Annotated in this window: 14 protein-coding genes and 2 pseudogenes; 7 read left to right on the top strand and 9 right to left on the bottom strand. The window is 70.4% G+C overall.

The window, feature by feature from the left end; all coding sequences use genetic code 11:
- Positions 1-48 precede the first annotated feature (48 nt).
- Positions 49-837, bottom strand: coding sequence for a DeoR/GlpR family DNA-binding transcription regulator (locus ABZ192_RS03625; RefSeq protein ID WP_356922855.1), 789 nt, complete (start codon positions 835-837; stop codon positions 49-51).
- A gap of 825 nt (positions 838-1,662) precedes the next feature.
- On the opposite strand from ABZ192_RS03625, the gene ABZ192_RS03630 reads away from it, so the two are divergent.
- The 5 genes from ABZ192_RS03630 (at position 1,663) to ABZ192_RS03650 (ending at position 12,120) form a co-directional block, all read left to right on the top strand.
- Positions 1,663-3,252: a TIGR02677 family protein gene (locus ABZ192_RS03630; RefSeq protein ID WP_356922856.1), complete on the top strand. Its 1,590-nt coding sequence runs from the start codon at positions 1,663-1,665 to the stop codon at positions 3,250-3,252.
- Positions 3,252-4,589, top strand: a complete 1,338-nt coding sequence (locus tag ABZ192_RS03635) for a TIGR02678 family protein (protein WP_356922857.1) — start codon at positions 3,252-3,254, stop codon at positions 4,587-4,589. The genes ABZ192_RS03630 and ABZ192_RS03635 overlap by 1 nt, the downstream gene beginning before the upstream one ends.
- Positions 4,586-8,872: a TIGR02680 family protein gene (locus ABZ192_RS03640; RefSeq protein ID WP_356922858.1), complete on the top strand. Its 4,287-nt coding sequence runs from the start codon at positions 4,586-4,588 to the stop codon at positions 8,870-8,872. The genes ABZ192_RS03635 and ABZ192_RS03640 overlap by 4 nt, the downstream gene beginning before the upstream one ends.
- On the top strand, positions 8,869-10,167 hold the full coding sequence (locus ABZ192_RS03645) for a TIGR02679 family protein (protein WP_356922859.1): 1,299 nt from the start codon (positions 8,869-8,871) through the stop codon (positions 10,165-10,167). Before ABZ192_RS03640 ends, ABZ192_RS03645 begins: the two co-directional genes overlap by 4 nt.
- A gap of 300 nt (positions 10,168-10,467) precedes the next feature.
- Complete coding sequence (locus ABZ192_RS03650; RefSeq protein WP_356922860.1) at positions 10,468-12,120, top strand: N-6 DNA methylase; 1,653 nt, start codon at positions 10,468-10,470, stop codon at positions 12,118-12,120.
- A 128-nt stretch (positions 12,121-12,248) separates the two neighbouring features.
- Here the strand turns inward: ABZ192_RS03650 and ABZ192_RS03655 are convergent.
- The 4 genes and pseudogenes from ABZ192_RS03655 to ABZ192_RS03670 all read right to left on the bottom strand — a co-directional run.
- A pseudogene (locus ABZ192_RS03655) lies at positions 12,249-12,380 on the bottom strand (hypothetical protein); the annotation flags it as partial.
- Between the two features lie 62 nt (positions 12,381-12,442).
- A pseudogene (locus ABZ192_RS03660) lies at positions 12,443-12,994 on the bottom strand (DNA helicase UvrD); the annotation flags it as partial.
- A 40-nt stretch (positions 12,995-13,034) separates the two neighbouring features.
- Positions 13,035-14,270, bottom strand: coding sequence for a restriction endonuclease (locus ABZ192_RS03665; RefSeq protein WP_356922861.1), 1,236 nt, complete (start codon positions 14,268-14,270; stop codon positions 13,035-13,037).
- Positions 14,267-16,081, bottom strand: coding sequence for a DUF4357 domain-containing protein (locus tag ABZ192_RS03670; protein WP_356922862.1), 1,815 nt, complete (start codon positions 16,079-16,081; stop codon positions 14,267-14,269). Before ABZ192_RS03670 ends, ABZ192_RS03665 begins: the two co-directional genes overlap by 4 nt.
- 119 nt (positions 16,082-16,200) lie before the next feature.
- On the opposite strand from ABZ192_RS03670, the gene ABZ192_RS03675 reads away from it, so the two are divergent.
- Positions 16,201-18,516, top strand: a complete 2,316-nt coding sequence (locus ABZ192_RS03675; RefSeq protein ID WP_356922863.1) for a DUF2786 domain-containing protein — start codon at positions 16,201-16,203, stop codon at positions 18,514-18,516.
- Between the two features lie 73 nt (positions 18,517-18,589).
- On the opposite strand, the gene ABZ192_RS03680 is transcribed toward ABZ192_RS03675, so the two are convergent.
- Entirely contained in the window at positions 18,590-19,828 is a 1,239-nt protein-coding gene (locus ABZ192_RS03680; RefSeq protein WP_356922864.1) for a PE-PGRS family protein, read from the bottom strand.
- On the bottom strand, positions 19,821-21,956 hold the full coding sequence (locus ABZ192_RS03685) for an AAA family ATPase (protein ID WP_356922865.1): 2,136 nt from the start codon (positions 21,954-21,956) through the stop codon (positions 19,821-19,823). The genes ABZ192_RS03680 and ABZ192_RS03685 overlap by 8 nt, the downstream gene beginning before the upstream one ends.
- Before the next feature lie 152 nt (positions 21,957-22,108).
- On the opposite strand from ABZ192_RS03685, the gene ABZ192_RS03690 reads away from it, so the two are divergent.
- Complete coding sequence (locus tag ABZ192_RS03690) at positions 22,109-22,507, top strand: hypothetical protein (protein WP_356922866.1); 399 nt, start codon at positions 22,109-22,111, stop codon at positions 22,505-22,507.
- An 83-nt stretch (positions 22,508-22,590) separates the two neighbouring features.
- Here the strand turns inward: ABZ192_RS03690 and ABZ192_RS03695 are convergent, their stop codons facing one another.
- Positions 22,591-23,655 carry an AAA family ATPase gene (locus tag ABZ192_RS03695; RefSeq protein WP_356922867.1) on the bottom strand — a complete coding sequence of 355 codons (1,065 nt, stop codon included), beginning with the start codon at positions 23,653-23,655 and terminating at the stop codon, positions 22,591-22,593.
- A complete protein-coding gene (locus tag ABZ192_RS03700) occupies positions 23,652-23,948 on the bottom strand; it encodes an ATP-binding protein (protein WP_356922868.1) in 297 nt (98 codons plus the stop codon). The genes ABZ192_RS03695 and ABZ192_RS03700 overlap by 4 nt, the downstream gene beginning before the upstream one ends.
- Positions 23,949-23,953: the final 5 nt, after the last annotated feature.

The following is a 23,953-nucleotide window of genomic DNA, read 5'->3' on the forward strand; positions in this document are numbered from 1 at the left end:
GCGCATCGGAGCCAAGGGTGGAGCCGCTGCCGGAAGCGGCGTGCGGTGTCAGGCGCGGATGACCTCCACACCGGCCGCCGTGAACGCCTCGGTCAGCTCGTCCGAGGCGCCCTTGTCGGTGACCAGGACGTCGATGTCCTCCACCGGGCAGATACGGGCGAAGGCCCGCCGGTCCAGCTTGGAGGAATCGGCGACCGCGACGACCTGCTGTGCGCGGCGGGCCAGCGCCCGGTTGATGCCGGCCTCCCCCTCGTGGTGAGCGGTCGCCCCGTGGGCCACGTCGATGGCGTCCACCCCGATGAAGACCTGGTCCAGTGCGATCTCCGCGAGCAGTTCGGTGGCCAGCGGCCCGATCAGCTCATAGGACGCCGGCCTGGCCACCCCACCGGTCACCACGAGCTTCACATGGCGCCGTACGACCAGTTCGTTGGCGATGTTCAGGGCGTTGGTCACCACGGTGACCGCCGTCTCCGCGCCGCCGGAACTCAGGTCGGCCCGTGTGGCCAGTGCCCGCGCCACCTCGGTGGTCGTGGTGCCGCCGTTGAGCCCCACCACGGCGCCGGCCTTGACCAGCCCGGCGGCCGCGTCCGCGATCCGCTCCTTCTCCGGAGCCTTGCGCGCGGCCTTGTAACGCAGGGGCAGGTCGTAGGCGATCGCGTTGATCACGGCACCGCCGTGCGTGCGGGTGACCATCTGCTGGCGAGCCAGCTCGTCGAGGTCGCGCCTGATCGTCGCGGCGGAGACCCCCAACTCCTCGGCAGCCGGTTCGACTTCGATCCGTCCGTCGCGCGTCAGCATCTCCAGCAGCGCGCTCCACCGGGCCTGCGGTGCCGCCATGTCTCACAACTCCCTGTCCATGATGTGCGCCACGATGTGCGCACTTCCATGAAACCACAGCGCTTGTTTGGGTGTTTTATGGTCCTCAAACGAGCAAAATCCTGCATGTTCCGCATAGCCTTGCCGCTGTGCCCGCCCCCGCGGGGCGAAGGAACCTCTTGGCTTGCTCAAGGGGAGATTGAAGTCGCCAGAGCGGGGGGCATGGTCCGGACAACCGGTGCGCCCGGCCCGGTGGAGGGGGAAATGATCGTGACTGTTTTGATCGTGGTGGCCGTTGTCATGCTGGTGATGGCGGTCGTGTGTGCCCGGCTCGTGCGTCGGGCCTGGCGGCGTGCCTGGGCCGATCTGGGTCGGCAGGCGTCCGGGTACGGCCGGGGGAGTGGGCAGCGGTACGGGGCGGGGCCGGCGATCAGCGGTACGGGGGCGGCATCAGCGACAGCAGGCGCCGGCACGGCGTCCAGCGGTTCGTCCTGGTACGCCGCGGGTGACGCCTGCGACCCCTCGCCGTCCGGTTCTTGCGGCGGTTCCTCCTCCTGCTCCGGCAGCGGTTCGTCGTCCTGTAGCTCGTCTTCCTGTGGCAGCAGCTCGTCATCCTGCGGCAGCAGTTCGTCTTCCTGTGGCAGTTCCTGTTGAGGGCTGGGGTGTGCGGAGGCACGTCCCGGTCAGCAAGTGGTCAGCATCAGTGCTTGTCAGTCGCGACGCCGACGGCCATCAGCCGTGGTGGGGCTGGTTGCTGATCCAGTGGTGCGGGATCGGTCCGCATGAGCGGCCGGATTTTCCCAACTCCTCTCCGGAGTGTCAGCGACGGTCCGTAGGCTCGACGATATGGAGGGGAACGAGGGGAAGACCTCACACGGGGAGGAAGTCGGCGCCGAGGCCTGGCAGCGACTGACTGCGTACGCGTACCTAAGCGCGCCCGAGCGCCTTGAGTACGTGGCCGTGATGCGGGTGTTCTGCAGCACGCTGCTCGCCGACCTGTCGGTACCCGACCTTCTCGCCAAGCTGGCCGAGACGGACGGCCCGGGGGCGGGGTTGGACGCGGAAACGCTCACACGCCGGCTAGAGGAGCTCGTGCGCTGGGGCAATCTGCTGCGCAGCACGCACACCGTCAAAGCGACCAGCATCGCCGAATACCAGCGTTCGCGCTCCCGCTACCAGCTGTCGAAGCTGGGGGAGCGCGTGCAGCGGGACGCGGACGAGGTGCTCGCCGGGGCGGACGCGGCACGCGAGGTCAGCAGCGAGCTGCTGGCCCTCGTCGACCGCGGCCTGCGTGAGATCGCCGCGATGGCCGCGGCCCCCGGCGGCGCCGATCCGCAGCAGGCACTGGAGCGGATCAGCACGCTCTTCGTGCAGTTCGCCGAATTCGCCGAGTCCGTCCGGGACTTCTACGCCTATCTGGGTCAGGTGCTGGCGCGCTACGACCTCGACTCGGCCGAGTACCAGGGGTTCAAGGAACTGCTGCTCGACTACGTGGAGGCCATCACCGAGGACGTCTCCTTCCGGGCCCCGCGCATCGCGGCCCACCTGGACTCGGTCTGGCCGCACCTGCCCGCGCTGCTCGCCCGGATCGACGCCCACGCGGCGGGCATCGGCACGCTCGCCGGCGGGCTGCCGGAGACGCGCGTGCAGCGCAGCCGCGGACGCGACCGCGCGGACTGGGAGGGGCTGCGCGAGTGGTTCACCGTCACCGGAGGCCACTCCAGCCAGGTGGATCAGCTGCGGGACGCCACCCTGCGCGCCCTGCAGTCGCTGCTCGCCAACGCCAAGCGGATGCTGCGTTCGGCCTCCGGTGAGATGTCCCGGCGCAAGGACCTGCTGCGGCTCGCGGCCTGGTTCGACGCCGCGGAGCCGGAAGAGGCCCACGACCTGGCGGTCGCCGCCTTCGGGCTCTACGGCGCACGCCATCTGGGGGTGGCACCGAATCCCGACCGGTCCGTGCCGGCGTACGTGAGCTGGTGGACGGGACCCGTCGTCGAGGTGCCGGTGGCACTGCGCGAGCGCGGCAGCAGGGCTCCCCGCGGACGTCCCGCGGCGGCCGAGGACCACTCCGAGCAGAAACGCCGCCTTGTGGAACAGGCACGACAGCAGGCCGAGGCCCGGCAGGCGGCGGCGGACGAACTGCGCAGCGCCTCAGCCAGGTTCGAGCAGGTGCGCCTCAGTGCGCCGGCGATGCGACTGCTGCTGGAGCTGATGACGACCGCTCTCGGCAACGCCCAGCTGCACAAGGACGCCCACGACTTTCTGCTCGACGGCGCGCAGGCGGCGGACGCGGACCTCGGCATCCGGCTGACCGCGTGGCGTACGCCGGGCAGGGCCATGGTCCTCAAGTCCGTGGACGGTGACCTGACGGCGGACGACCTCACCGTGGCCGTCGAGAGTGCCTCCACGTCCGCGGTGGGCGAGGCGAGCGCCTGATGCCCCTGCCTTCCGCACACGACGTCGCACTCGCGGCCGAGCGCCGCACCGCCGCACGGCTCCTGCTTGCCCACCCCCTGGTCACCAGCACCGGACCGCACAGCGACACCTTCCCGCTCATCAGGCGACACGCCGACTGGCTGGCCCAGCGCTTCCAGCAGGTCTTCGGATACCGCCTGCTGGTGGAGGCCTCGTACGCCCGGCTGTTCAAGGCCGGCCTCGGTCCGGGCTCGGGCCACCGCCTGGAGCGACCGTCGACCGGAACACCGTTCAGCCCACGCACGTACGCCTACCTGGCCCTCGCCCTGTCGGTCCTCGTCACGGCACCGGAACAGCTCCTGCTCTCCCAGCTCGTCGCCGACCTGCGGGCCGCGGCCGTCGACGCCGGCATCGAAATCGCCGACACCGGACGGCAGGCCGAGCGGCGAACCCTCGCGGCCGCGCTGCGGCAACTCGTCGACTGGGGTGTTCTGACAGAGACAGAAGGCCTGGTAGCGGCCATCGCCGAAGAACGGGGCGGGGAGGCACTGCTGACCGTGGACCGAGAGATCGCACGCGTCGTCGTCGCCGGCCCGCTCGCCCAGAGCCGCGACGGCGCGGATCTCGTGCGCCGGGCCGCAAACCCCGGTTTCGGAGGGCCGCGCACCTACGTGCGCAGGCGTCTCGTCGAAACCCCCGTCGTACACCTCGACGACCTCACGGACACCGAGCGCGAATGGCTGCGCACCCGGCAGCGGCGTGAGGCGCAGGCGTTCTCCGAACTGCTCGGCCTGGAAGCAGAGATCCGCGCAGAAGGCATCGCCCTGGTCGACACCGAGGACGAACTCACCGACCTGCACCTGCCGGGCACCGGGACGGTCGCACAAGCAGCGCTGCTCCTCCTGGAGCGACTGGTCGACCGGCTGCGTCCCGAAGACGCCGGGCATCCGGCGGTCGGCGGACGGCTCGTCATCGGCGTACCCGTCCCGGACGGGTTGCTGCCCGAGCTGCTGGACGACCTCATCGAGGAGTACGGCGGGCGCAGCAGCTGGCAGCGCGGCCACCTGGAGGACCGGGACGGATTCCTCGCGGCCGTACTCGACCTCCTCGTCCGGATGCGTTTGATGGCTCCGGCCGGCCCCGTGCGCGCGGACGGCCATGGCCTGCCCGAGGGATACGAGCAGACGGTGGCCGACGGCCGCTCCGTCACCGATGTCTCCCAGGCGCGGGGCCAAGGCAGTTCGGACGGCGGCTGGATCCTGCTCGCCGCAGCCGCCCGGTACGCCACCACCGTGGCGGTCAAGCACCGTACCGACCGCTCCCCGGCGGACGACGACTCCAAGGAGCCATCCCGATGAACCGCCCGCCGGCCCCGCACCGCTACCGACTGCACCGCGCGGGCATCCGCAACGTCTGGCAGTACGACGAGCAGGAGTTCGCCTTCGGAGAGGGGCGCCTGCTGCTGCGCGGCAAGAACGGCGCCGGTAAGTCCAAGGCCCTGGAGATGCTGCTGCCCTACCTCCTCGACGGCGACGCCCGCGCGCTGGACGCCACGGGAACCGGACGCACCACCCTGGCCTGGCTGATGCTCGACGGCTTCGGGCAGACCAACCGGCTTGGCCACCTGTGGCTGGAGCTCGCGCGCACCGACGAGGAGGGCAACGACCATCACCTGACGATCGGCGCGGCCATCCGCGCCTCCCAGTCGACCAAGACAGCGAAGCCGTTCTTCTTCACCACGCGACTGCGGGTCGGCGAGGGACTCGACCTCGCTCCCGCCGGGCAGCCACTGGCCGTCGACCGGCTCAAGTCGCTCGTCGGCTCCGAGAACGTCACCGACCGCGCCGTCGAACACCGGGCCAGGGTCGCCCGCGAACTGTTCGGCCTCACCGACCCGGCGCGCTACCGCAACCTGCTGCACCTGCTGCACCGGTTGCGACGCCCCACCATCGGCGACCGCATCGACTCCGGCGGACTGGTCTCCGTCCTCGCCGAGACCCTGCCCGCGCTCGACGACGAGGTCGTGGAGAAGGTGGCCCGCAGCCTGGACGACCTCGACTCGGTCAGGGCCTACCTCGGGCGCCTCGAACGCACCGACCAGGCATTGCGCACCTTCCTCACCGACTACCGCGGCTATCTGCACGGGGTGCTGCGCCGCCGCACGGACCAGGCGAACGGTGAGCTCGAGCAACTGATGGCGCACCGCAGGTCCGCGGGCGACGCGGCGCGCACGGCGGACGCGCTCCGCGAGCGCGAGCAGGAAATCGGCGCCCGCATCGAGGCACTCGAGGGCGAGTCGAACGCCGCGGCGACGGACCTCGCGGCGCTGCACGCCGGCGCCGAATACCGCAGCCTGACGGAACTCGGGGAGAAGCGCGCCACCGTCACCGCCCTGCACAGCGCGGCCGCCGCCGCCTTCAGGGCCGTCCGTCAGGCGCACGCCAACCAGGAGGAGGCCGGACGACGTCTCACCGCGGAAGCCGGGCGGCTCGGCGAAGAGCTCGTCGAACTGAACACCATGTACGGCGAATTGGTGCGGGAGGCAGAGCGGTCCGGGCTCGACCCCGTGCACCTGGGGGAGCCCGTGGCGACCCCAGTCGCACCCGTCGTGCCCGCCGCCACCGCCGAACTGACCGCACCGGACGGCGACTTCCACCTCGTACGACACGGTCCGGTGCTGGCGGTCGACACGCAGACATGCGCGGCCGCGCTGCACGCCTGGGACGAAGGGCTGGACGCCGCCCAGCCGGTGATCAGGAACCGTTCCCGGTTCGTCACCGAACTCGGCACTCTCATCGAGCGGTCGGACGAGGCCCGAAGGGAGGCCGCCGAGGCCGACGCGGCCCGGGAGCGCCTGGAGGAACAGGCGGAACACGCGCGCAGTCGGACTGAGCGGCGGCTCCAGGAAACCGTGGACGAGTCCGAGGCGTACGCCCTCGCGGCCACAGCATGGAGCGAGCGGCTGCGGGAATTCGCCGGGGTGTCCCTGGACGCCCTGCTCGCCCTCGTCGCGCCGGAGCCGGCAGACGGCCCCCTGCTCGCGCAGACCCCCGAGGCCGTGGTCGAAGCGGCCCGTTCGGCCGTCGACCCCTGGCTGGCGGCACTGGGCGCGGAGCGCGACGATCTCTCCCTGACCGTCCGCGAACGGGAGACGGAACAGGACCGCCTCCGGCGGCAGCGCGAGGACTGGGAACGCCGCACCGACCCCGAGCCCCCGCCCCGGTCCCACCGCACGGCTCCCCGCACACCCGGCACCGGAGCCCCCCTGTACCGTCTGGTGGACTTCGCCCACGACGTGGGGCCGGACGCGCGGGCAGGGTTGGAAGCCGCGCTGGAGGCGAGCGGCCTGCTCGACGCCTGGGTGCGCGCCGACGGCACCGTCCTCGATCCGGGCACGCGGGACACCCTTCTGGTTCCAGGAGCACCCGTGCCCGGGCCGACACTCGCCCAGGTGCTGCGGCCGGTCGCCGCGCCTGACAGCGGTGTGACGGCGGAGCAGGTCGAGCGGGTACTGGGGGCGGTGGCTCTGGCCGGCGACGAGACCCTCACCGGCGAGCCCGGCGCCGAGGGAGTGGACATGCACGTGGGCGCGGACGTGGATGTGGAGAGGGCCGAGCCGCACACCGCGATCGGTACCGACGGCTCCTGGCGGCTCGGCATCGCCCGCGGCCGCCACACCAAGGAGGCCGCCGAGTACGTGGGCGCCGAGGTGCGTGCCGAGACCCGCCGCCGGGCGCTGGCGGAACTCGACCGTCGACTGCTCGACCTGGAGACGGAGCTGGTGGAACGCAGGCACGGACTGCAGATCCTCACCGAACATCGCGACCTGGTCACGGACACCCTGCGCCGCCCGCCCCCGGCACGTGGGCTGACGGACGCCTGGGCTCGGACCGCCGAGGCCGAGCGTGCCGCCGAAACCCTGGCCTCGCAGGCGTACACGGCGGCCCGCGAGGCGGAACAGGCTCGGGCCCGCGCGGTCGTCGCCCGGCGCGAAGCCGAGGCCACGGCGAGTGCCCACGACCTCCCCGCGGACCCGGCCGCACTCCAGAGGGTCCGACTCGCCCTGGACCGCCTCGGGCAGGGGACGCAGCGGCTGCGCCGACGGGTGGGCGCGGTCCTCTCCGCCGCCGACGGCCACCGCGCCGGCCGCGCGGACTACGAGCGTGCCGAGTCGGCGCGCCGGGAGGCCGAGTCCGACTACGCGGAGCCGCTGGCTCGCCTGGAAGCCGCCCGCCGCACCGTCCGGGCCCTGGAAGAGGCTCTCGGTGCCTCGGAGCAGGAGATCCTGGCCCGCGAGGCCGAGACGAAGCGCCGCCTGGACGCCGTCGGACGCCAGCTCCCGGGTGCGCGAAGGGACATGGCCGACGTGCACGACCGGAGAGTACGGGCGGAAGAGGACGAGAGGGTGCGGCGCGAGACACTCGCCGCCCAGGAGGCCGAGGTGCTGGCCTGCGGCAGGAGACTGCGGACGGCCCTTTCCCTGCCGGGCGTGCTGAGGGGAGCGGGCCTCGATGCAGACGCGGACGCCGGCGCCGAGGCCGACGTGGGCGCGGATGCCGATGCTGACGCGAGCCGAGGGACGCTGAAGCCCCTGGACCCCGTCCACCAAGATGTGCGGGAGCGCATCGCGGCGCTGCGCCTGCTGGTCGACGCCGTGCGCCGCGGCCTGGATGCCGAGCGCCGGGACATCTCGGACACCACCCTCCTCAACCGTCACACTGAACTGCGCGACCAGCTCTCCGGCGGCTACGACGCGACGATGGAGGAACGCGAGGGCGTCAAGCTGTGCCGCCTCGTCGACGACCACGGCCCGCACGACATCGCCGCGGTCGGCGAGCGCATCGCGGCCGAGGCAGCCGAGGCCCGTGACCGTCTGACGGAGCGCGAGCGCGATGTCTTCCAGCGCTTCCTGACAGGAGAGCTGGGCGACCACCTGTCCTCGCAGGTGCTGGCCGCGAGCGCCCTGGTCGCCGCCCTCAACAGCACCCTCGCCACCGTTCGCACGTCACACGGTCTGGGCGTTACTCTCGACTGGAGCCTGGCCGACGGCGTGGAAGCGGACGTCAAGGCGGCCGTGGACCTCCTGCGCAGCCCCTCCGGCCTGCGCACCCGCGAACAGTCCGAGCACCTCCGCGACGTCCTCCAGCGCCGTATCGAAGACGCCCGCCGCGCCGACCCGGCCGCCGGCTACGCGGCCCACCTGCGGACCGCCCTGGACTACCGCGACTGGTTCACCTTCACCCCCTGGGTGGTGAACGACGCGGCACCGGGCAGCCGCCGCAAACTCTCCGGCCGCACGGGCCTGAGCCAGGGCGAACAGCGGGTCCTGTCCTACCTGGTCCTTTTCGCCGCCGCGGCGGCGCACTTCACCGGCCTCGCCGACACCGCCCCGCAGGCACCCCGCCTGATCCTCCTCGACGACGCGTTCGCCAAGGTGGACGAGCCCACGCACGCTCGCCTCGGCCGCATCCTGGTCGACCTGGACCTCGACTTCGTCCTCACGAGCGAACGGCTGATCGGCAACTGGCCCGACGTGCCGTCCCTCCACATCTACGAGTGCCTGCGCGACCCGCATGTGCGGGGCGTGGCCACGCTCCACTACACGTGGAACGGGCGACAGCGGAGATTGGTGTCGGTATGACGGGCGCCGAGCAGACCGACGAGCGTCCCCCGGACGCCGAAGCCCTCGCGTTCCTCACCCGGCCGGGTCTCACCCGCCTCTGGACGGCGGCCCGCACCCGGCTGGAACGCAACGGCCTGCGACTGGCCGGAACCATCAGGCTCGAGCACCTGGACGCGCGGGAGCGCGAGGCGCTGTCCCTCCTCCTGGCCAGACCGGTCACCGGCCTCACCGCCACCATCCGCCTGCCGGACCTGGACACCCGCCTGCGCGCCAGCGCGGTCGGACGGGGCCTGACCTCGACACTGGAGGAACTGGGCCCACCGCTGACCGACCGCCGGGCGGTGCGCGACGCGGCGGCGGCCGAACGCTCCCGCCTGTGGTCGACGGTTCAGACCGAGCTGGAAAGCACATCGCTGTCGGCCCAGCCCTGGACGGCACGGTGGCTGGAGGAGATACGACGCGGCGGCACACTCGCCCGCCAGGACCCGCACACCGCGACCACCGTCATCACCCAGGCCGTCCAGACCCTGGCGACACTCTTCCCCGGCACGGACCCACGCCTGACCCCGGCCTCCTGGGGCCGCGGCGAACTGGCCACCCGCGCCACCGGCTCGGCGCACGGCCTGGACGACGGAACCCTGCTGTCCCGGCTGGTTCTGCGCGGCATCGCCCTGGCACGAGGTGTCGAGTTCCCCGCCGACGCACCGGCGCGCCGGGTGCTGTGGCGCATGGCCTCGGTCACCCCCGATGAGGTCTCCAGCACGGCTCTCGCGTACGGCCTGCGCCCCACCGGCGGCACCTGGCGGGAGGCGGCGCTGCGCGAGCGCGCCGACCACCATATGGAGACTCATCTGACCCTGCGCGAACTACGCACCCTCACTTTGAACATGCCGCCCGGCACCCGGGTCCACGTCTGCGAGAACCCCCGGGTGGTCGAAGCCGCGGCCGACGCCGGCCGCACGGCGCCCCTCGTCTGCACCTCGGGAAGCGCGACGACGGTCGTCCTCACCCTCCTGGACGCGCTGGCGGCGTCCGGCTGCGCCTTCGCCTACCACGGTGACTTCGACTGGCCCGGCATCACCCTGGCCAACCGGGTCATGCAGCGGTACGCGGCGGAGCCGTGGCGTATGCGAGCGGCCGACTACGAGTACCTCGCGACCCGCGCACAGGTGAACGGCACACCGTCGATCGCCCTCACCGGACCGTCGGCCGAGGCGGTGTGGGACACGGAACTGGCTCCCGCCATGGACGCCCTGGGCATCGCCCTGCACGAGGAGGCGGCGCTCGATCTGCTGCTGGAGGATCTTGGGTGAAGGCCCCCGGCCCGGGCGGCGGTTCGCCGATCGCGTCGGTTCCGCGGCGACAGCCCCCGGTGCACAGGCAGTCGCGTCGACCCAGCGACCGGATGGCCGCATCGCTCGCAGCCACATGGGCGTGTGAAACACGGCCGGTGCCCGCCACGAGAACGCCGGCCAGTGATCAGGAACGCCTCAGACGCCGCCATCGAAAAGAGCCGCTACAGTCAGTACACGACGCGTCACCACATCTGTTGTTAACGGCGTCAACGAATACGTCCATTGATAGCGGCATGAGCCCTGTGTACGGTTGCCCGTATGACGGATACCCCCGCTCCGCAGGCCACCCCGCTGGTCACCGGCTCCGAGATCGCACGGCTGGCGGGTGTCACCCGCGCTGCGGTATCGAACTGGCGGCGACGCTACGGCGACTTCCCCACGCCTGTCGGCGGCGGCGTCAACAGTCCGCTGTTCGACCTGGCCGAGGTGCAGGCCTGGCTGGCCAGGCAGCGCAAGGGGCAGGAAATCTCCGTGGAGGTGCAGCTGTGGCAAGCGCTGCGCGGAGCCTACGGCGACGACATGCTCGGCGGGCTCGTGGACGTCGCCCGTTTCCTTGCCGAGGGAGAGGCAGGTGAGGAGTTTCCGTCGGACGTCGCCCGGCTCGCGCGCGATCTTGCCGAGAGCGGTGGCGCCGCAGAGGCGGTGAGCGCCCTGGCGGAGCGCTTCACCGACTCTGTACGCCGAGCCGGATCCGACCAGATCAGCTCATTGCGTGTCGTTCGAGCCGTACGCCACTTCGCCGGTGAGGTGGCACCGGACGCGACGCTTTTCGATCCGGCCTGCGGGATCGGCTCTCTCCTGCTCGCCGTCGGTCCAGAGCAGGGCCCAAGGCGCTGTGGGCAGGAGGTCGACGCCCGCAGGGCCACGTTCGCACAGCTGAGGGCCGTCCTCACCGCGAACGTCGGTGCCGACATCGTCGCCGGGGACTCCCTGCGTGATGACCAGTGGACGGATCTCAAGGCCGACCTGGTCGTTTGTGATCCGCCAGTCGGTGAACCCGACTGGGGGCGCGAGGATCTGTTGCTCGACTCGCGCTGGGAGTTCGGCACCCCCTCTCGTGCCGAAGGTGAACTCGCCTGGCTGCAGCACGCGTACGCGCACACCGCGCCCGGTGGCCGGGTCCTCATGGTCCTGCCCGCCTCGGTCGCCTACCGCAAGGCCGGCCGCCGTATCCGCGCAGAGCTCGTACGACGTGGCATCCTCACCCAGGTCACCGCCCTTCCCTCCGGCACGGCGGCCTCGCATGCGCTTCCGGTCCACCTCTGGCAGCTGCGTCGCCCCCTGACCCCGGGAGATGCCGCCACCAGCGTCCGCATGGTCGATCTGACGGCCGCCGATCCGGACGGCTCACTGGAACCGGACCCCGAGCAGATGGCGGAAGTGCCCCTGATCGATCTGCTGGACGATGCCGTGGACCTCACGCCCGGCCGTCACGTCGAGGACTCCCATCGCGACTTTGCGGTCGAATACCAGAGCCTGCGACGGGAGTTGACCGAACAGGTTCGGCTGCTGGCGGAGCTGCTGCCGGCCTTGATCGCGGGCGAGGGCCCAAGCTCTCTGGACGGACCCACCGTCAGCGTCGCTGACCTCGCGCGCGCAGGGCTCGTCGAGTACGGAGATCCGGAACCGGTCTCGACCAGCGACCAGCTCGACACCGCCTATCTCCAGGGTTTTCTGCGCAGTGCCGGCAACACCCGGCGCTCCACGAGCACCAGCGGCACCTTCCGTCTCGACAGTAAGGGCGCCCGCATTCCACAGATGGACATCACCGAGCAGCGGCGGTACGGGGCGGCCTTCCGCGCGCTCCAGGAGTTCGAGGAGCGGGCGCGGAGAGTGGCTGAGCTGAGCCGGGACGTGACGGCCCTGGCAAGGGACGGGCTCGGCAACGGCGCACTCGCCCCGGAAAGGTGACGCAGCCCGTCAGATCGTCTCGTCCGCGAGTCGATCAGGTCGGGGTACGAACGAACTGACCGACCCCTCCAGGTCACCGACAGAGCCTCCCGCGCCCGCGTGCACGCTACGAACAGCAGACACCGCTCGCGCAGCAGATCCGCCTCGCGCTGCAGTGCGTCCACGGGAGCCGGCGTCACCTCGCGGGCGAACGGCACCGCGCCGGCCGTCACGCCCAGGACCGCGACACAGCGGAACTCCAGCCCTTTCATGGCGTGCATGGTGGCGAGCCGCACCCCGTCCTGGTCGGGCCCTGGGTTGTCCCTGACCCGGACGACGGGGACTGGAGCACTTCGCACTGGTCTTCCGGCAGTAGTGTCTCGAACGCCTTGAGCTGCGCCTCGTCGACTATAGTCCGCACCGCGCGTAGCACCTGGTCGTCGATGCCCAGTTCGCGCAGCACGTTGTCCGAGTACTTCGCGAAGAGCAGGGAGTCGGCGGCGGCAGCCGCCTTCTCCAGAGCCGGAGTCAGCTGTTCGAGCGCGACCACGTTGCGGACTTCGAGGGCGCGCGTCGCGGAGTTCGTCGTGTACAGCCGCCTGGCTGCCCAGGTGTACGCGTCGTCGTGCCGCACGACGTTGACGAGCAGGAACACATCACTGCCGTCGTCAGGTGCGAGGACGACTCCGCGCCAGAAGTCGTTGATGCGGATGGTCCGCATGCGGGTGTCCTGAGCGTTCTGCACGGACTCGAGGTGGAGCCCCTTGTCCGCATGCAGTTCGGGCACGGAGAGCAGCTGGAACTTCTGCATCGCGTTGCGCACGCCGGCCTTGACGGGCTTCTCCAGGGAGTCGTAGCTCTCCCAGAAACTGTTGGCGAACGCGAGCTGCGGCACGAGGCGAACTCCCCACCCTGGTCGGACACTCCGCAGTCGGTCATACGCGCGCGGTGTCCGTCAGCCGCTGGGCCAGTTCCGCGACCTCCGCGAGCAATCCGGCGGGCTCCAGGCCCAGGTCGAGGGCGTGCTGATGGATGACGGTTCCCGCATGACGTACGTGGTGCGAGGCATGCGGGGCATTGCCCTTCGCATAGACGAGATGGCCCTCGCGCAGGTCGAGGGCTGTGCAGTACGCCAGCATCTGGTAGAGGTCGGCGTCCGGATAGCCGCCCCGCTTCTCCGCCTTGTACTTGGCGTCCACGACCGCGCACGGGATGCCGGCGCGCCCGTACAGCACGAAGTCCGGCCTCATGCGGATCGCGGCGCCCTCGTCGAGGTGGTGCGGGTCCTGGAACCGGACGGTGTGACCCGAATCCATGGCCCGGAAGGCCTCACGCAAGGCGACCGTCACGAAGTCCTCGAAGAGCTTGTTCATGTCGAACAGGAACCCGTCGATGCGCAGATCGCCGGGCGCGTGCTCGGCGGAGGCGCCGTCCAGGACGACGTGTGAGAGACACAAGGCGTGGTGATAACGGGAGTTGAGGCGGGTGAGACGCCAGTCGGGGATGGACTGCCCGCGCACGATCGCGGTGACGTCGGCCAGCCGGGCGCGCTGATGCAGCAGTCTGCGACGGACGTCGCTCGGTATGCCGGGCAGCCGGAGGAGACGCTCGACAGCCGTGCGCAGGATGCGGTTCTCCGCGATGTCGGTCGTGAACTCGTCGTACGCCACCTCCACCGGCAGCATGGCCCCGAACCGGCGCCGGATCTGTTCGGCCTCGCTGATCCGGCCGCGGACGACGAGCGCGGATTCCTCGGTCGCCCGATAACCCTGCAACAGGCCTTGTTGCAGGGCCCGGTCCACCTGCCGCTCCACGGCATGGGCGAGCGCCGGCAGCAGATCGCGGTGCTCGGCGACCTCGACCTCCCCGTCCCGCCAACTCCGTCGCGGATCAAGCGTGTAGCCAAGCAGGAAGAAGAGCCGGGCGATGGACACCTTGGGTCTGACACGCACGGTGACCGGGGTACCACCGTCCGGTGCCGTGATGGCCACGGCCCCGACCTTGCTGCCGGCTCTCAGGGACCAGAACCCGGGCGTGTACGGGTCCGGGACCGCGTCCACGACGTCGGAAGCGGCAAGGGCACGGCCGACGGCGTCCGGCAGAGCGAGACGGGTCGCCGGCGCGTGCTCGACCAGTTCGACGGACCGCACGGCTTCCCCCGCGGGCGTCACGCCAGGCACTCCCGCAACGCGGCCAGCCCGTACCGCTTCTCGATGTCCACGCCCTCCCCGTAGTGGTGCTCTTCGAGGAGAGGAAGGATCTTCGTACGCCAGGTCCGCTCCAGGCCGCCCTCGCGGTACACGCCCTTCTTCATCAGGTACGAGGGCCCGATGTGGAAGTCGGGATCGCCGATGCGCGAGTTCAGCACATCGAGCAGGTCGGCGGGCTCCGCGTCCTTGCCCTCTCGGGCCAGCCAGCGGCGCAGCAGGCCGCGTGTGGGTTCCGTACGCGGCGACAGTTCGACGAAGGCGAAGCGGCGGCGCATCGCCGCGTCCACGAGAGCGATCGAGCGGTCCGCGGTGTTCATCGTGCCGATCACGAATAGGTTCGGCGGCAGCGCGAAGTCGTCGCCGGAGTAGGTGAGCCGCACCGACTTGTTGCGGTACTCCAGCAGGAAGTAGAGCTCGCCGAAGACCTTCGCCAGGTTGGCTCGGTTGATCTCGTCGATGATCAGGAAGTGCGGGACGTGCCGGTTGCCCTCGCGGGAGGCCAGGTCGGCGAGTTCGCGCAGCGGACCCGCGGTGAGCCGGAAGGCGACCTCCCTGGTCTGGGCGTCCTCCTGGGGCCGGAAGCCCTCGAAGAAGTCCTCGTAGGCGTACGACGGGTGGAACTGCACGAGCTTGACCTGCTCGGGGCCGCCGCCGAGGAACTCGGCCAGCTTCAGCGCGAGATAGGTCTTGCCGGTGCCCGGCGGCCCGTACAGCACCAGCTGCCGCTCGTCCCACAGCAGATCACGCACCTCACGCAACCATTCGGTGTCGTGCACGAGGAGTTCACCGGCCAGCTCATCGGTCGGCTCGGGCAGCTCCAGCTCACGGCGGGCGGTGAGCGCCGGGAACTCTGCGCTGGGGTCCCGCTCTATGGCCTCCGCCTCCTCGACCAGCTCCTCGTAGGTCAGGCCGAGGCCTTCGATGTGGGCCTGGACCGAGGTGAGGTCGACGACGTCGTGCTGGATGGACAGCTTCTGCTGGAGTTCCTCGGGAAGTTCTTCGTACGGGTGCCCGGCCGGCTTCCACTCCACCGGTCGGCGCAGGTTGGAGCGCCGGTCCTCCGACTGCGTCTGCTCGGCCTCGCCGGTGATCTCACCGACGTACAGGTGCCCACCGGAGATGGTGCACACGGTGTCGCCCGGCTTCATCCGGGACAGGAAGGCGTGAAGGTCCTCGACGAGTTGTTGCCGCTGGTTGTACGTGGCCGTGGACTCGTAGTCCTCCTGGACCAGCGTGCGCAGCTCGTCCTTGCCGACGCCCTGCCGGATGCCCTGGCGCAGACGGGAGGCGGCGAGGGTGACGAGTCCCTCCGGGAGCCACTGACGCCGGACCAGGTCGAGACCCGAGACGTTCGAACCTCGCACCAACCACGGGCGGTTGGGAACGGACGCGGACGGCCCGAAGTGGTCGATGAGCGCACGGCCGTCGGCGGATTTCCACACCCCCCACCCGTTGGCACTGCAGCCCATGAGTATCTCGGCGGCGGAAGAGGGCGAGGTGCACTCGATGTCCGACACGGTCTCCAGATATCCCCGCCAACGGTCGGACCTGCGGATCACACCTGTGTCGATCAAGTGCTGCCGCGTGTAGTACGACGGTGGTTTCCTCGCGGCGAACGAGGGCACGGTGTTGGCCCGGACCGGGGACCCCGCCGCGACGACGAACATCCGGCTTCCCTTGGCGCCCTTCTCCGGCAGGAGCCGTCCCCGGGCCACCATCTTGCCGTTCGGCAGCCTCAGCCGAAACTCGGGAAACTCATCGGCCATGGACATCCCCCTCAGCACGCACCAGCCCGATCTTGCCTCAGCGTAGTGGCCCCCACCGACAGCCCGGCCGCCTTCGCCACGGCCCGGCTTTCTAGGATGTCCATTCGCATCGGGGAGGGGATCACATGACAGTGATGAGCGGTACGGACGGGTTGTCGGAACAGGATTTCCGCCAGAGGCGAGCGGACTGGCTGGAGATCAGGGCCGGGGATCTCGCAGCCGTCCTGGAGACCGCCGGGCCCCGACTCTTCGAGCTGCTTCCCAACGATCTGGGTGACCGGACACTGGTCGCGTCGGTGACGGTCGCGCGAGTGGCCGCGGACGAGGCACGGGCCCAGTCCGTGGCGGAGACCGTCCGCTGGCTGGAGCGGCTGATTGCTGGGGGACACCTCCACGATCTGGAGGGAGCGGTACGAGAACTCCGGTCCCGGCTGGCGGCGAGCGATGAGCCGGCCCTGTGGTCCTGGAACGCCGAGGGCTGGGAGGAGATGCTGCTGTGGTGGTGGAGGCGGGTTCAGCCGGGAACCGGTGACCCGGCCGCCGACTTCGCGGGGTGGCGGGCACGGTGGTCGGCGGAGATCCCGTGGGACGGTGAGATAGACCGTCCGGAGTCGATGCCACGCCGACACGGCAGGCAACTCCTCACGCCCGCCGAGTTCTTCGCCGACGAGCCGGAGCCGCTGCGGCTCCTGGCACAGGCTGTACTGGACGCACCCGGTACCGTTGCCGCGGTCCAGGACGCGGTGCTGCTCCGGGAGGAACACCTCCAGGGCGCGGGGCACCTGGTGTGGCTGGCCGAGCAGCAGGCCTGCGTCGAACAGCTCGAAGCGTGGCGCCGCAGAGAGCAGGTCACCGGATCGGAGGCCACCCGGGCGTTCCTCGTGGAACTGTCCGAGGCGGTCAAGCGATACATGTCGCTCGTACTCCAGCCGGTCATCGACGCCCTCTCCGCGTGCGAGCGGGCTCTGCTCGGTGACAGCAAGCACGGTGCGCGACGCTCCGCTGCCGACTACCTGGACGCCTTCCTCGACGCGCAGGAACAGCCCGGCGAGGATGCCTGGCGTGACGAGCGGCTCGGCGCGGACGTCGAACAGCAGGCGCGGGAGCACCATGACCGGGGGGAGACCACCTGGCACGGCATGCTCGGCACGGTTCCCGTCTGGTACCGCGTCGTGACCTCCCGCGAAGAGCGGGCGGCCGCGCTGGCCTACTCCGGGAAGCCGTCGACGTCCGTCGTGCGGGTCAGGACCGGCACGGCTACCCAGAGCCTGCTGACCGACCTGTTCGGATTCCGGGATCCGGACGACGAGCAGGAGGAGTGGTACCCCGACCCCGGGATCGAGATCGCCTACGACCCGGACCGTGCCTTCGACCTGTGCGCGCTGCTGGCGGTCGCCCAACTCGGCCACGCACGGATGGAGTTCCTCGTACGGCGTGCCGACGGAAGTTTCCAGCGGCTTCGCTCGGTGCGAGCACGGGTCCGTCGTGACGACACCGCCGCCTGGCGGCTCTGGGCGCTCAAGGTGCTGTCGGAACTGGTCCCGGACCCGGAGGACCTTGCGGACCTGATCGCCCGGGAGGACGACGACGGCACGGACGAGAGCGACGCGGCGGACGCCCGGACGCGCGCCGACGACCGTACCTCGTCCGACTCCGGCATGTCCGGGCCAGGCCCCCGGGCCGCGCGCGACGGACTGCCCGAGGCATTGCTCGGCAAGGTCAGATCGCTCCTGCGGAAGGCGGAGAACGCAGGGGCCACCGAGGAAGAGGCCCGCGTCTACCTGGCCAAGGCCACCGAGCTCATGGCCAAGTACGGCATCGAGCAAGCGATGCTCGACGACGTGACCGAGCCAGAGCGGCCCGTGGACCGGATCGTCGATCTGTGCCCGCCCTACGTCAAGGAGGGGCGCCGGCTGCTCGCCAGGATCGGCTACGAGATGCGCTGCCGATCGGTGTACCCCGGCGGCAAGGCCAACCGTCACCGCGTCCACCTCTTCGGTTTCGAGGCCGACATCCAGGCCACCGAGGTGCTGTTCGCGAGCCTGCGCCTGCAGATGCTGGAGGGCGCAGACCGTGCGGACCGCCTGCATCGCCCCGAAGGGGAGGACGCCCGCGCCTACAAGCGTTCCTGGATGCTCGGCTTCATCCGCGAGGTGACCGCGCGGATCGGTGCCGCCCAGCAGGCTGCGAGGGCCGCCGCCGAGCAGCGAACCGAACCGGAGGGAGAGGGACCGGGCGGCCGCAGCGTGGCGCTGGTCCTCGCCGACCGGACGACGGTGGTCGAAGCGCGGCTCGCCGCCCAGTACCCGAAGCTGAACAAGACCCGCCCGACGAAGTTCAAGGGCACCGGCTACTGGCAAGGGGTGGCCGACGGGCGGGACGCGGACATCGGTGGCCCGGCCTTCGATGAAGAGGGCCAGACTCCCCAGCTCGCCGTCTGAGCCACGTGCCGTCTGCTGATCAGGACGGGTGCGGGTCGGGAAAGACGCCGTCCCGCACCGGTCTCGCCGATGGTCAGCGCAGCACTGAGCCGATCCAGGCCGCCGCCTGGTCGGGCGTGGCGTGGGTGTCCACACCGAGGACCGGAATGATGCCCAACAGGCCATTGAGGCCGCGCACCTGGAGGGTGCGCTGAGCGTGACTGCCTGGCCGGGGATGGACGATGACAGCGAGCGGGGTGCCGGCGGGCGCGTAGCCGCTGCCGTAGGTGAGGAGCTGGTGGACGTCGTCCGAACTCACACCGTGCCGGTCGTAACGCTTGTACTTGGCGTCCACCGGCAGCAGCGTGCGTTGTGCCGTGTCCTGTCCTGGAAGACTGAGCAGGAGATCGGGCCGGAAGGCCGAGGCGCTGCCCAGATCTCCGCGGACGGTGATGCCGACGCCGCTTCCGCCGGGTACGGCGTGGCCGCCGTGCGAGCCGGCGGCCTCGGTGCCGAGGCGGCGGACGACGGCTTCCCAGAGCGCGGGCATGGCGAGCAGAAGACCGTCCGCCGTGGTGCCCTGGTCGGTGAGCAGGTCCGTCACACCGCCCCCGCGCAGCAGCAGGCGGGCCCAGGTGTGGGCGGGGCGGTAGCGAGCGTTGAGACGCGTGTAGCGGGTGCGGTCCAGGGCGCGGAGTGCCGCGGCCGGGGTCGAGGCCTGCGGGAAGGCGCCGGCGGCGCCGTGCAGGGCGTGCGCCAGGCCAGGACTGGCGGTCAGACCGAGGGCCGTCCTCAGTGCGCTCCCGAGGACGCGGTTGTCCCAGATGTCCGCTTCCCGGTCGAAGGTCCGTACGTGCAGCTGGTCCAGTTGCCCGAAGCGGCGGGTGGCCTGGGCGGCCACGTCCAGACGCCCCCGCAGCACCGGTTCGACACTCCGGCGGCATACGTAGTCTCGGCGCAGTCCCTCCCGCAGCAGCCGCTCGCACTCTTCGAGCAGGGCGGCGGCGACAAGGTCGGCGTATCCCTCGGGGCCGGTGGTCCAGCGCCTGGCCGTCGCCGGGACGGGCGTGCCGAGGGCGTAGGCGAGCCAGCTCATGAGCTGCTCTCCGGGAATGGCGAACTTGGGTGAGATCACCACACGGACACGGTCCAGGACCAGGACTCCGACGGTCGCGTCGGCTTTGAGCCGCCACCCGGTGCGCTCCCTGGTCAGGGTGAGGCGGCCCCGTGCCTGGAGGGCGTGCAGACGGTCGACGTCCCGGGAAGTGAGCTGACCGGGCTCCAGCGGGGCCGACTCGTACTCGCCGAGCTGGACCGGCGTGCGGTCAGACATCCGGGCCGGTGACGCCGCTGGTGAACTCGGTCGCCAGCGCGTCCGCCAGATCCTGCGGCGGCATGAGGAGCGGACGCCCGGTCTCGGCGTCGACCAGATCGCCGAGTATGCCGTGCAACAGGTCCGCCCGGCCGAGGCAGTAGTCCTCCAGGAGTGGGATCACCTCGTGGTGGAAGGCCGCGGCCAGATCCTCCTCGGTCGCGATGGGCTCGCCGTCGCGCAGCAGGTAGGCGTGCCCGATCTGGTGGTCGGCGTCGAGATGGCGGGCGATGCGGGTGTTGAGGGACTCGAAGAACGCGGCCAGGTCCAGAGGGCCGACGGTCCCGGAGACGGCGTCCGGGTCCGGGCCCACGGGCAGGAAGGCGAAGCGGCGGCGAACCGCGGCGTCCAGGTGGCTGATGCTCCGGTCGGCTGTGTTCATCGTGCCGATGACCCGGACGTTCGGCGGGACGGAGAAGCTTCGCTTGCTGACGGGCAGGGCGACCGGCAGGTTCCGTTTGTCAAGTTCGAGGAGTGTGATCAACTCGCCGAAGATCCGAGGCAGGTCACCGCGGTTGATCTCGTCGATGACCAGCAGGAACGTCTGGTCGGGATGGGCGGCGGCCCGGCTGCACACGCCGTGGAACAGGCCGTCGGTGAGGGCGAGGGCGAGCCCCGGGCCGGTGGCGCTCAGGTCCGGCTTGAAGCCCTCGACGAAGTCCTCGTACCCGTACGAGGGATGGAAGGTGACCATGCGGATACGGTCACCGTGCAGCATCTCGACCTGTGCCTGCGCACGTTGGCGAGCGTCCACGTCGGCGCCGAGCACGTCCGAGCGGCCGTCCAGGGCGAGGGCGGCGCCGAGCGCGAGCCGGGTCTTGCCCGTACCGGGCGGTCCGTGCAGGATCACTTGGCCTTTGCGTGCCAGGGCATCCAGTACGGCTTGTACGTCCTCGGGCGGCGCGACCGGCACACCAGCGCCGACCTGTGCCTGGACCGTGCCCGGTACGGAGCCGGAGCCGGAGTCGACGTCGGCGTCGGTTGCGGTGAACTTGGCGAAGAGGGACGGGTCGACCTTGGCGAAAGTGGACCGCCACCCGTGCTGGGCCTTCGACAACTTCCGCGCGTGGGAAAGGTCCCAGACCACCGGGACGACATGGTGGAACTCCGGCCGGTCCGGGTCGTAGCGGTAGCTCCCGTCGACCCTGCCGGTGGCCAGGACCTCGTCCGTCCCGCGGTTGGCGACGACCCGGTCTCCCGCCTCCAGGTCCCGGAAGGCCAGCAGCCGGCGGGCGAGGGTCAGGCTGCCGCCACTGGTGCGCGGCCAGTGCGCGTCCAGGGCCTGCTTCAGTTCCGTGTCGCTCCGGTACTGGCCGAGATCGCCGAGCTCGTCCCACCCGACGCAGATGAACCCGCCGTCCCGGCATTCCTTCCACAGACGGCCGCGCTCGCCCGGGGCGATCTTCCAAATGGTGCGCTGCCGGGGGCGAGGGTCGAAGTGCTCGTACAGGAAACGCATCACTTCATGCCCGGTCCAGCCTGTGAACTCAGGCTGAGCTAGGACGAGTTCGAGCAGACGGCGATTGCTGCGCCAGGCCGAGGCGTCACCCTGGTCCGTCTCGCCCGACAGCAGCGCGGCGAACCGGCGCAGGTGTTCCCCCGAGTAGATCGGCAGAAAATGCTCAGGGAAGTAGGTCGCCAGGGTCTTCGTCACCAGCGCCGGTCCGTAGCGCAGCACTTCGAGGTCGTCCAAGGCGTCGAAGTCCCCTGCCCCGACGGCGTCGAAGGCGCGGACGAACTGTCCTCGCAGTTCCGCCCAGGCGCCCTGCGGATCCATCCCTCTCAGCGGAGCGGCCAGTCGCCATTCGCCGGAGTTGTGGTGGTACATGATGTGCTTCGCGGCACTGCCGCCCTTGATGCTCCCCAGGTGGGGCGTGCCGAACTCCATGAGCCGGCAGTACGTCGGCCCCGACCCGGGTGGCTCTCCCTGCCCGAGGGCGTAGCGCACCAGCGGCAGCTCCGCCCACTCCTCCAGCGGAAACCGGGCCAGCACCTGCTTGCGCTCGTCCTCGGCGGCCGACTCGGCATCCGCCACGGAGCCCCTGTCGAACTTGGCCACGGCCGCTTGCACATCCAACCCACCCGTCATGGGAGCCATCATGCCGGAACCGGCGGCAACGGCCATTTCGTAAGCTGAGCTTGAGCACTTTCCTGCGCGGTAGCTCGAACGGCTGTCACCATGACTCCGCAGGACGACTTCCGTCTCGGGAAGGGCCGAGGGCCAAGGCGACAGGGGAGATCGTGGAGGACTGGATCTACATCCTCAATCCGAACAGGGACACCCTGGACGGGGAGCCCTCCGACAAGGAGACCGTCCGCCGCCTCTCACATGAGGATCCCGAGCTCGACCTCTGGCTCAGCCGACGCAACCGCATGAACCCGGGCGACCGCCTGTGGTTCTTCTTCAGCCAGCCGGAGGCGGCGGTCGCCGCGGTGGCCGAGGTCGACAACGAGCCGTGGGAGGATCCCGACGACCCGGACTTCTCCTACCGGGTCGAGGTGACCCTGCTGCCCGAGCCCACGGACTCTCTGTACCGCGCCCCGGTGGGCCGGGACGAGCTGGAACTCGGCCAGGTGCGGTCCGTGCAGAAGGTCAAGCCGGGGGCGTTGAAGATCCTGCTGGAGCGGGCCGGTCTGTGAGATGACCGCCCGGGGCGGATCGCTGGGGCGACAACGGAGACTTCGGACGAATACGCCTGGACGTAACCGCCGAAGGGCTACCGTCAACCAGCCGCCGATGCGTCGCCTGTATCGCGGGGGAGGTCTACGACCCTGGCGAGAACTCCTTCGGACAGCGCCTTGAACTCCTTGAAGCAGGTCTTCACGTACTGCTGGGTGCTGCCCAGTGCACCGTCGGCCGGCTTCAGGTCGAACATGGGTTTGCGCGCGTCGTGCGCCAAGGGCATCAGGCTTCGGTAGTTCCTCATGGTGGCGATGCGATGGCTGTCGTCCTGACGCGAGGACGGTGACTCGCCGAGGACCGCCGAGGAGTAGACCCACGGAATGCGCTGGAGCCATCGCTCGTACGCCTTGACCGGCCTGTCGAGTCGCATTTCGGGCTGCATGATGACGTACCCCAGCGGCTGCATGGCCGCGCGGGGAGCGGAAATGCCTTTCGGCACCCTGGGCAGGACCAGGGACTGCCAGTCGGTGCGCCACTGGCGCAGCGTGGGGCCCAGGTTGCTCAAGCCCTTGAGGGAGAACAGGTCCGCGGCCAGCGGCATCAGCACGGTGTCGGCGGAGATCAGCGCCGCCCGGTTGATGGCCCCCAGGTTGGGGCCGACGTCGATCAGCACGATATCGGCGTCCACGGCGCGCGCCGCCTGCTCGATGATGCGGTGGAACGACGTGGACGTGCGAATGGCCGCGATATCGCCGGCGTAGGCCCGTGACCACTCATTGGACAGCTTGTCCTCGAAGCGGCTCAGGTCGAGGCTGCCCGGCAGCAGCCAGAGGTCCGGTTGGAGCCGCGCGGGCTCGACGACCGCGATGTCGCCCGTCCCCTCCAGGATGGGACGGACGGCGTCGGCGATCGTCTGGCCGCTGCGCACCCTTCCTGTGCCCGGCAGACCCGCCATGGCCGCGCCCTGGTCGATGAGCTCCGAGGAGTTCTCCCACAGCTCTTCGATCTCCGTCTCCTCCAGGCACATCGAGGTGAGGTTGGCCTGGGGATCGAGATCAACTGCCAGCACACTCAAGCCGAGTCGCCTGATCATGTGCGCGAGGTGGTAGGTGAGGGTCGTCTTCCCCACACCGCCCTTGTTGTTGAACAGCGCGATAGAGGTCATGCGGCCCTCCGGATGACGACGGCCCAGGACGCGTCGTCGACCTGGAACTCGGCGGGTGGGTTTCCGTTTGTCTCCAGCGCCTTCTTCACCCGGCCGATGCCCCTGCCGAACCGGTTCACGTAGCCGAGGCCCTTCATCGCGGCGGCCAGGGAAGGATTGCGGTAATCGGTGACCCGGTCGAAGTTGTCGTCCCGTACCTGCCCGAAAGGCCCACCGGGGTTCGTGACCTCGATGCGGTCGTCGAACCACACGATGCGGGTCGGCGCGTACGAGGTCTCGTAGTTCCGGTGCATGAGGG

The sequence above is a fragment of the Streptomyces sp. NPDC006235 genome, from assembly GCF_040613735.1.
Lineage (GTDB): Bacteria > Actinomycetota > Actinomycetes > Streptomycetales > Streptomycetaceae > Streptomyces.

Excerpts from the sequence above, each read along its gene's own strand:
- ABZ192_RS03625 (WP_356922855.1), bottom strand. The coding sequence starts at position 837 with ATGGCGGCACCGCAGGCCCGGTGGAGCGCGCTGCTGGAGATGCTGACG.
- ABZ192_RS03630 (WP_356922856.1), top strand. The coding sequence starts at position 1,663 with ATGGAGGGGAACGAGGGGAAGACCTCACACGGGGAGGAAGTCGGCGCC.
- ABZ192_RS03635 (WP_356922857.1), top strand. The coding sequence starts at position 3,252 with ATGCCCCTGCCTTCCGCACACGACGTCGCACTCGCGGCCGAGCGCCGC.
- ABZ192_RS03640 (WP_356922858.1), top strand. The coding sequence starts at position 4,586 with ATGAACCGCCCGCCGGCCCCGCACCGCTACCGACTGCACCGCGCGGGC.
- ABZ192_RS03645 (WP_356922859.1), top strand. The coding sequence starts at position 8,869 with ATGACGGGCGCCGAGCAGACCGACGAGCGTCCCCCGGACGCCGAAGCC.
- ABZ192_RS03650 (WP_356922860.1), top strand. The coding sequence starts at position 10,468 with ATGACGGATACCCCCGCTCCGCAGGCCACCCCGCTGGTCACCGGCTCC.
- ABZ192_RS03670 (WP_356922862.1), bottom strand. The coding sequence starts at position 16,081 with ATGTCCATGGCCGATGAGTTTCCCGAGTTTCGGCTGAGGCTGCCGAAC.
- ABZ192_RS03675 (WP_356922863.1), top strand. The coding sequence starts at position 16,201 with ATGACAGTGATGAGCGGTACGGACGGGTTGTCGGAACAGGATTTCCGC.
- ABZ192_RS03680 (WP_356922864.1), bottom strand. The coding sequence starts at position 19,828 with ATGTCTGACCGCACGCCGGTCCAGCTCGGCGAGTACGAGTCGGCCCCG.
- ABZ192_RS03685 (WP_356922865.1), bottom strand. The coding sequence starts at position 21,956 with ATGACGGGTGGGTTGGATGTGCAAGCGGCCGTGGCCAAGTTCGACAGG.
- ABZ192_RS03695 (WP_356922867.1), bottom strand. The coding sequence starts at position 23,655 with ATGACCTCTATCGCGCTGTTCAACAACAAGGGCGGTGTGGGGAAGACG.
- ABZ192_RS03700 (WP_356922868.1), bottom strand. The coding sequence starts at position 23,948 with ATGCACCGGAACTACGAGACCTCGTACGCGCCGACCCGCATCGTGTGG.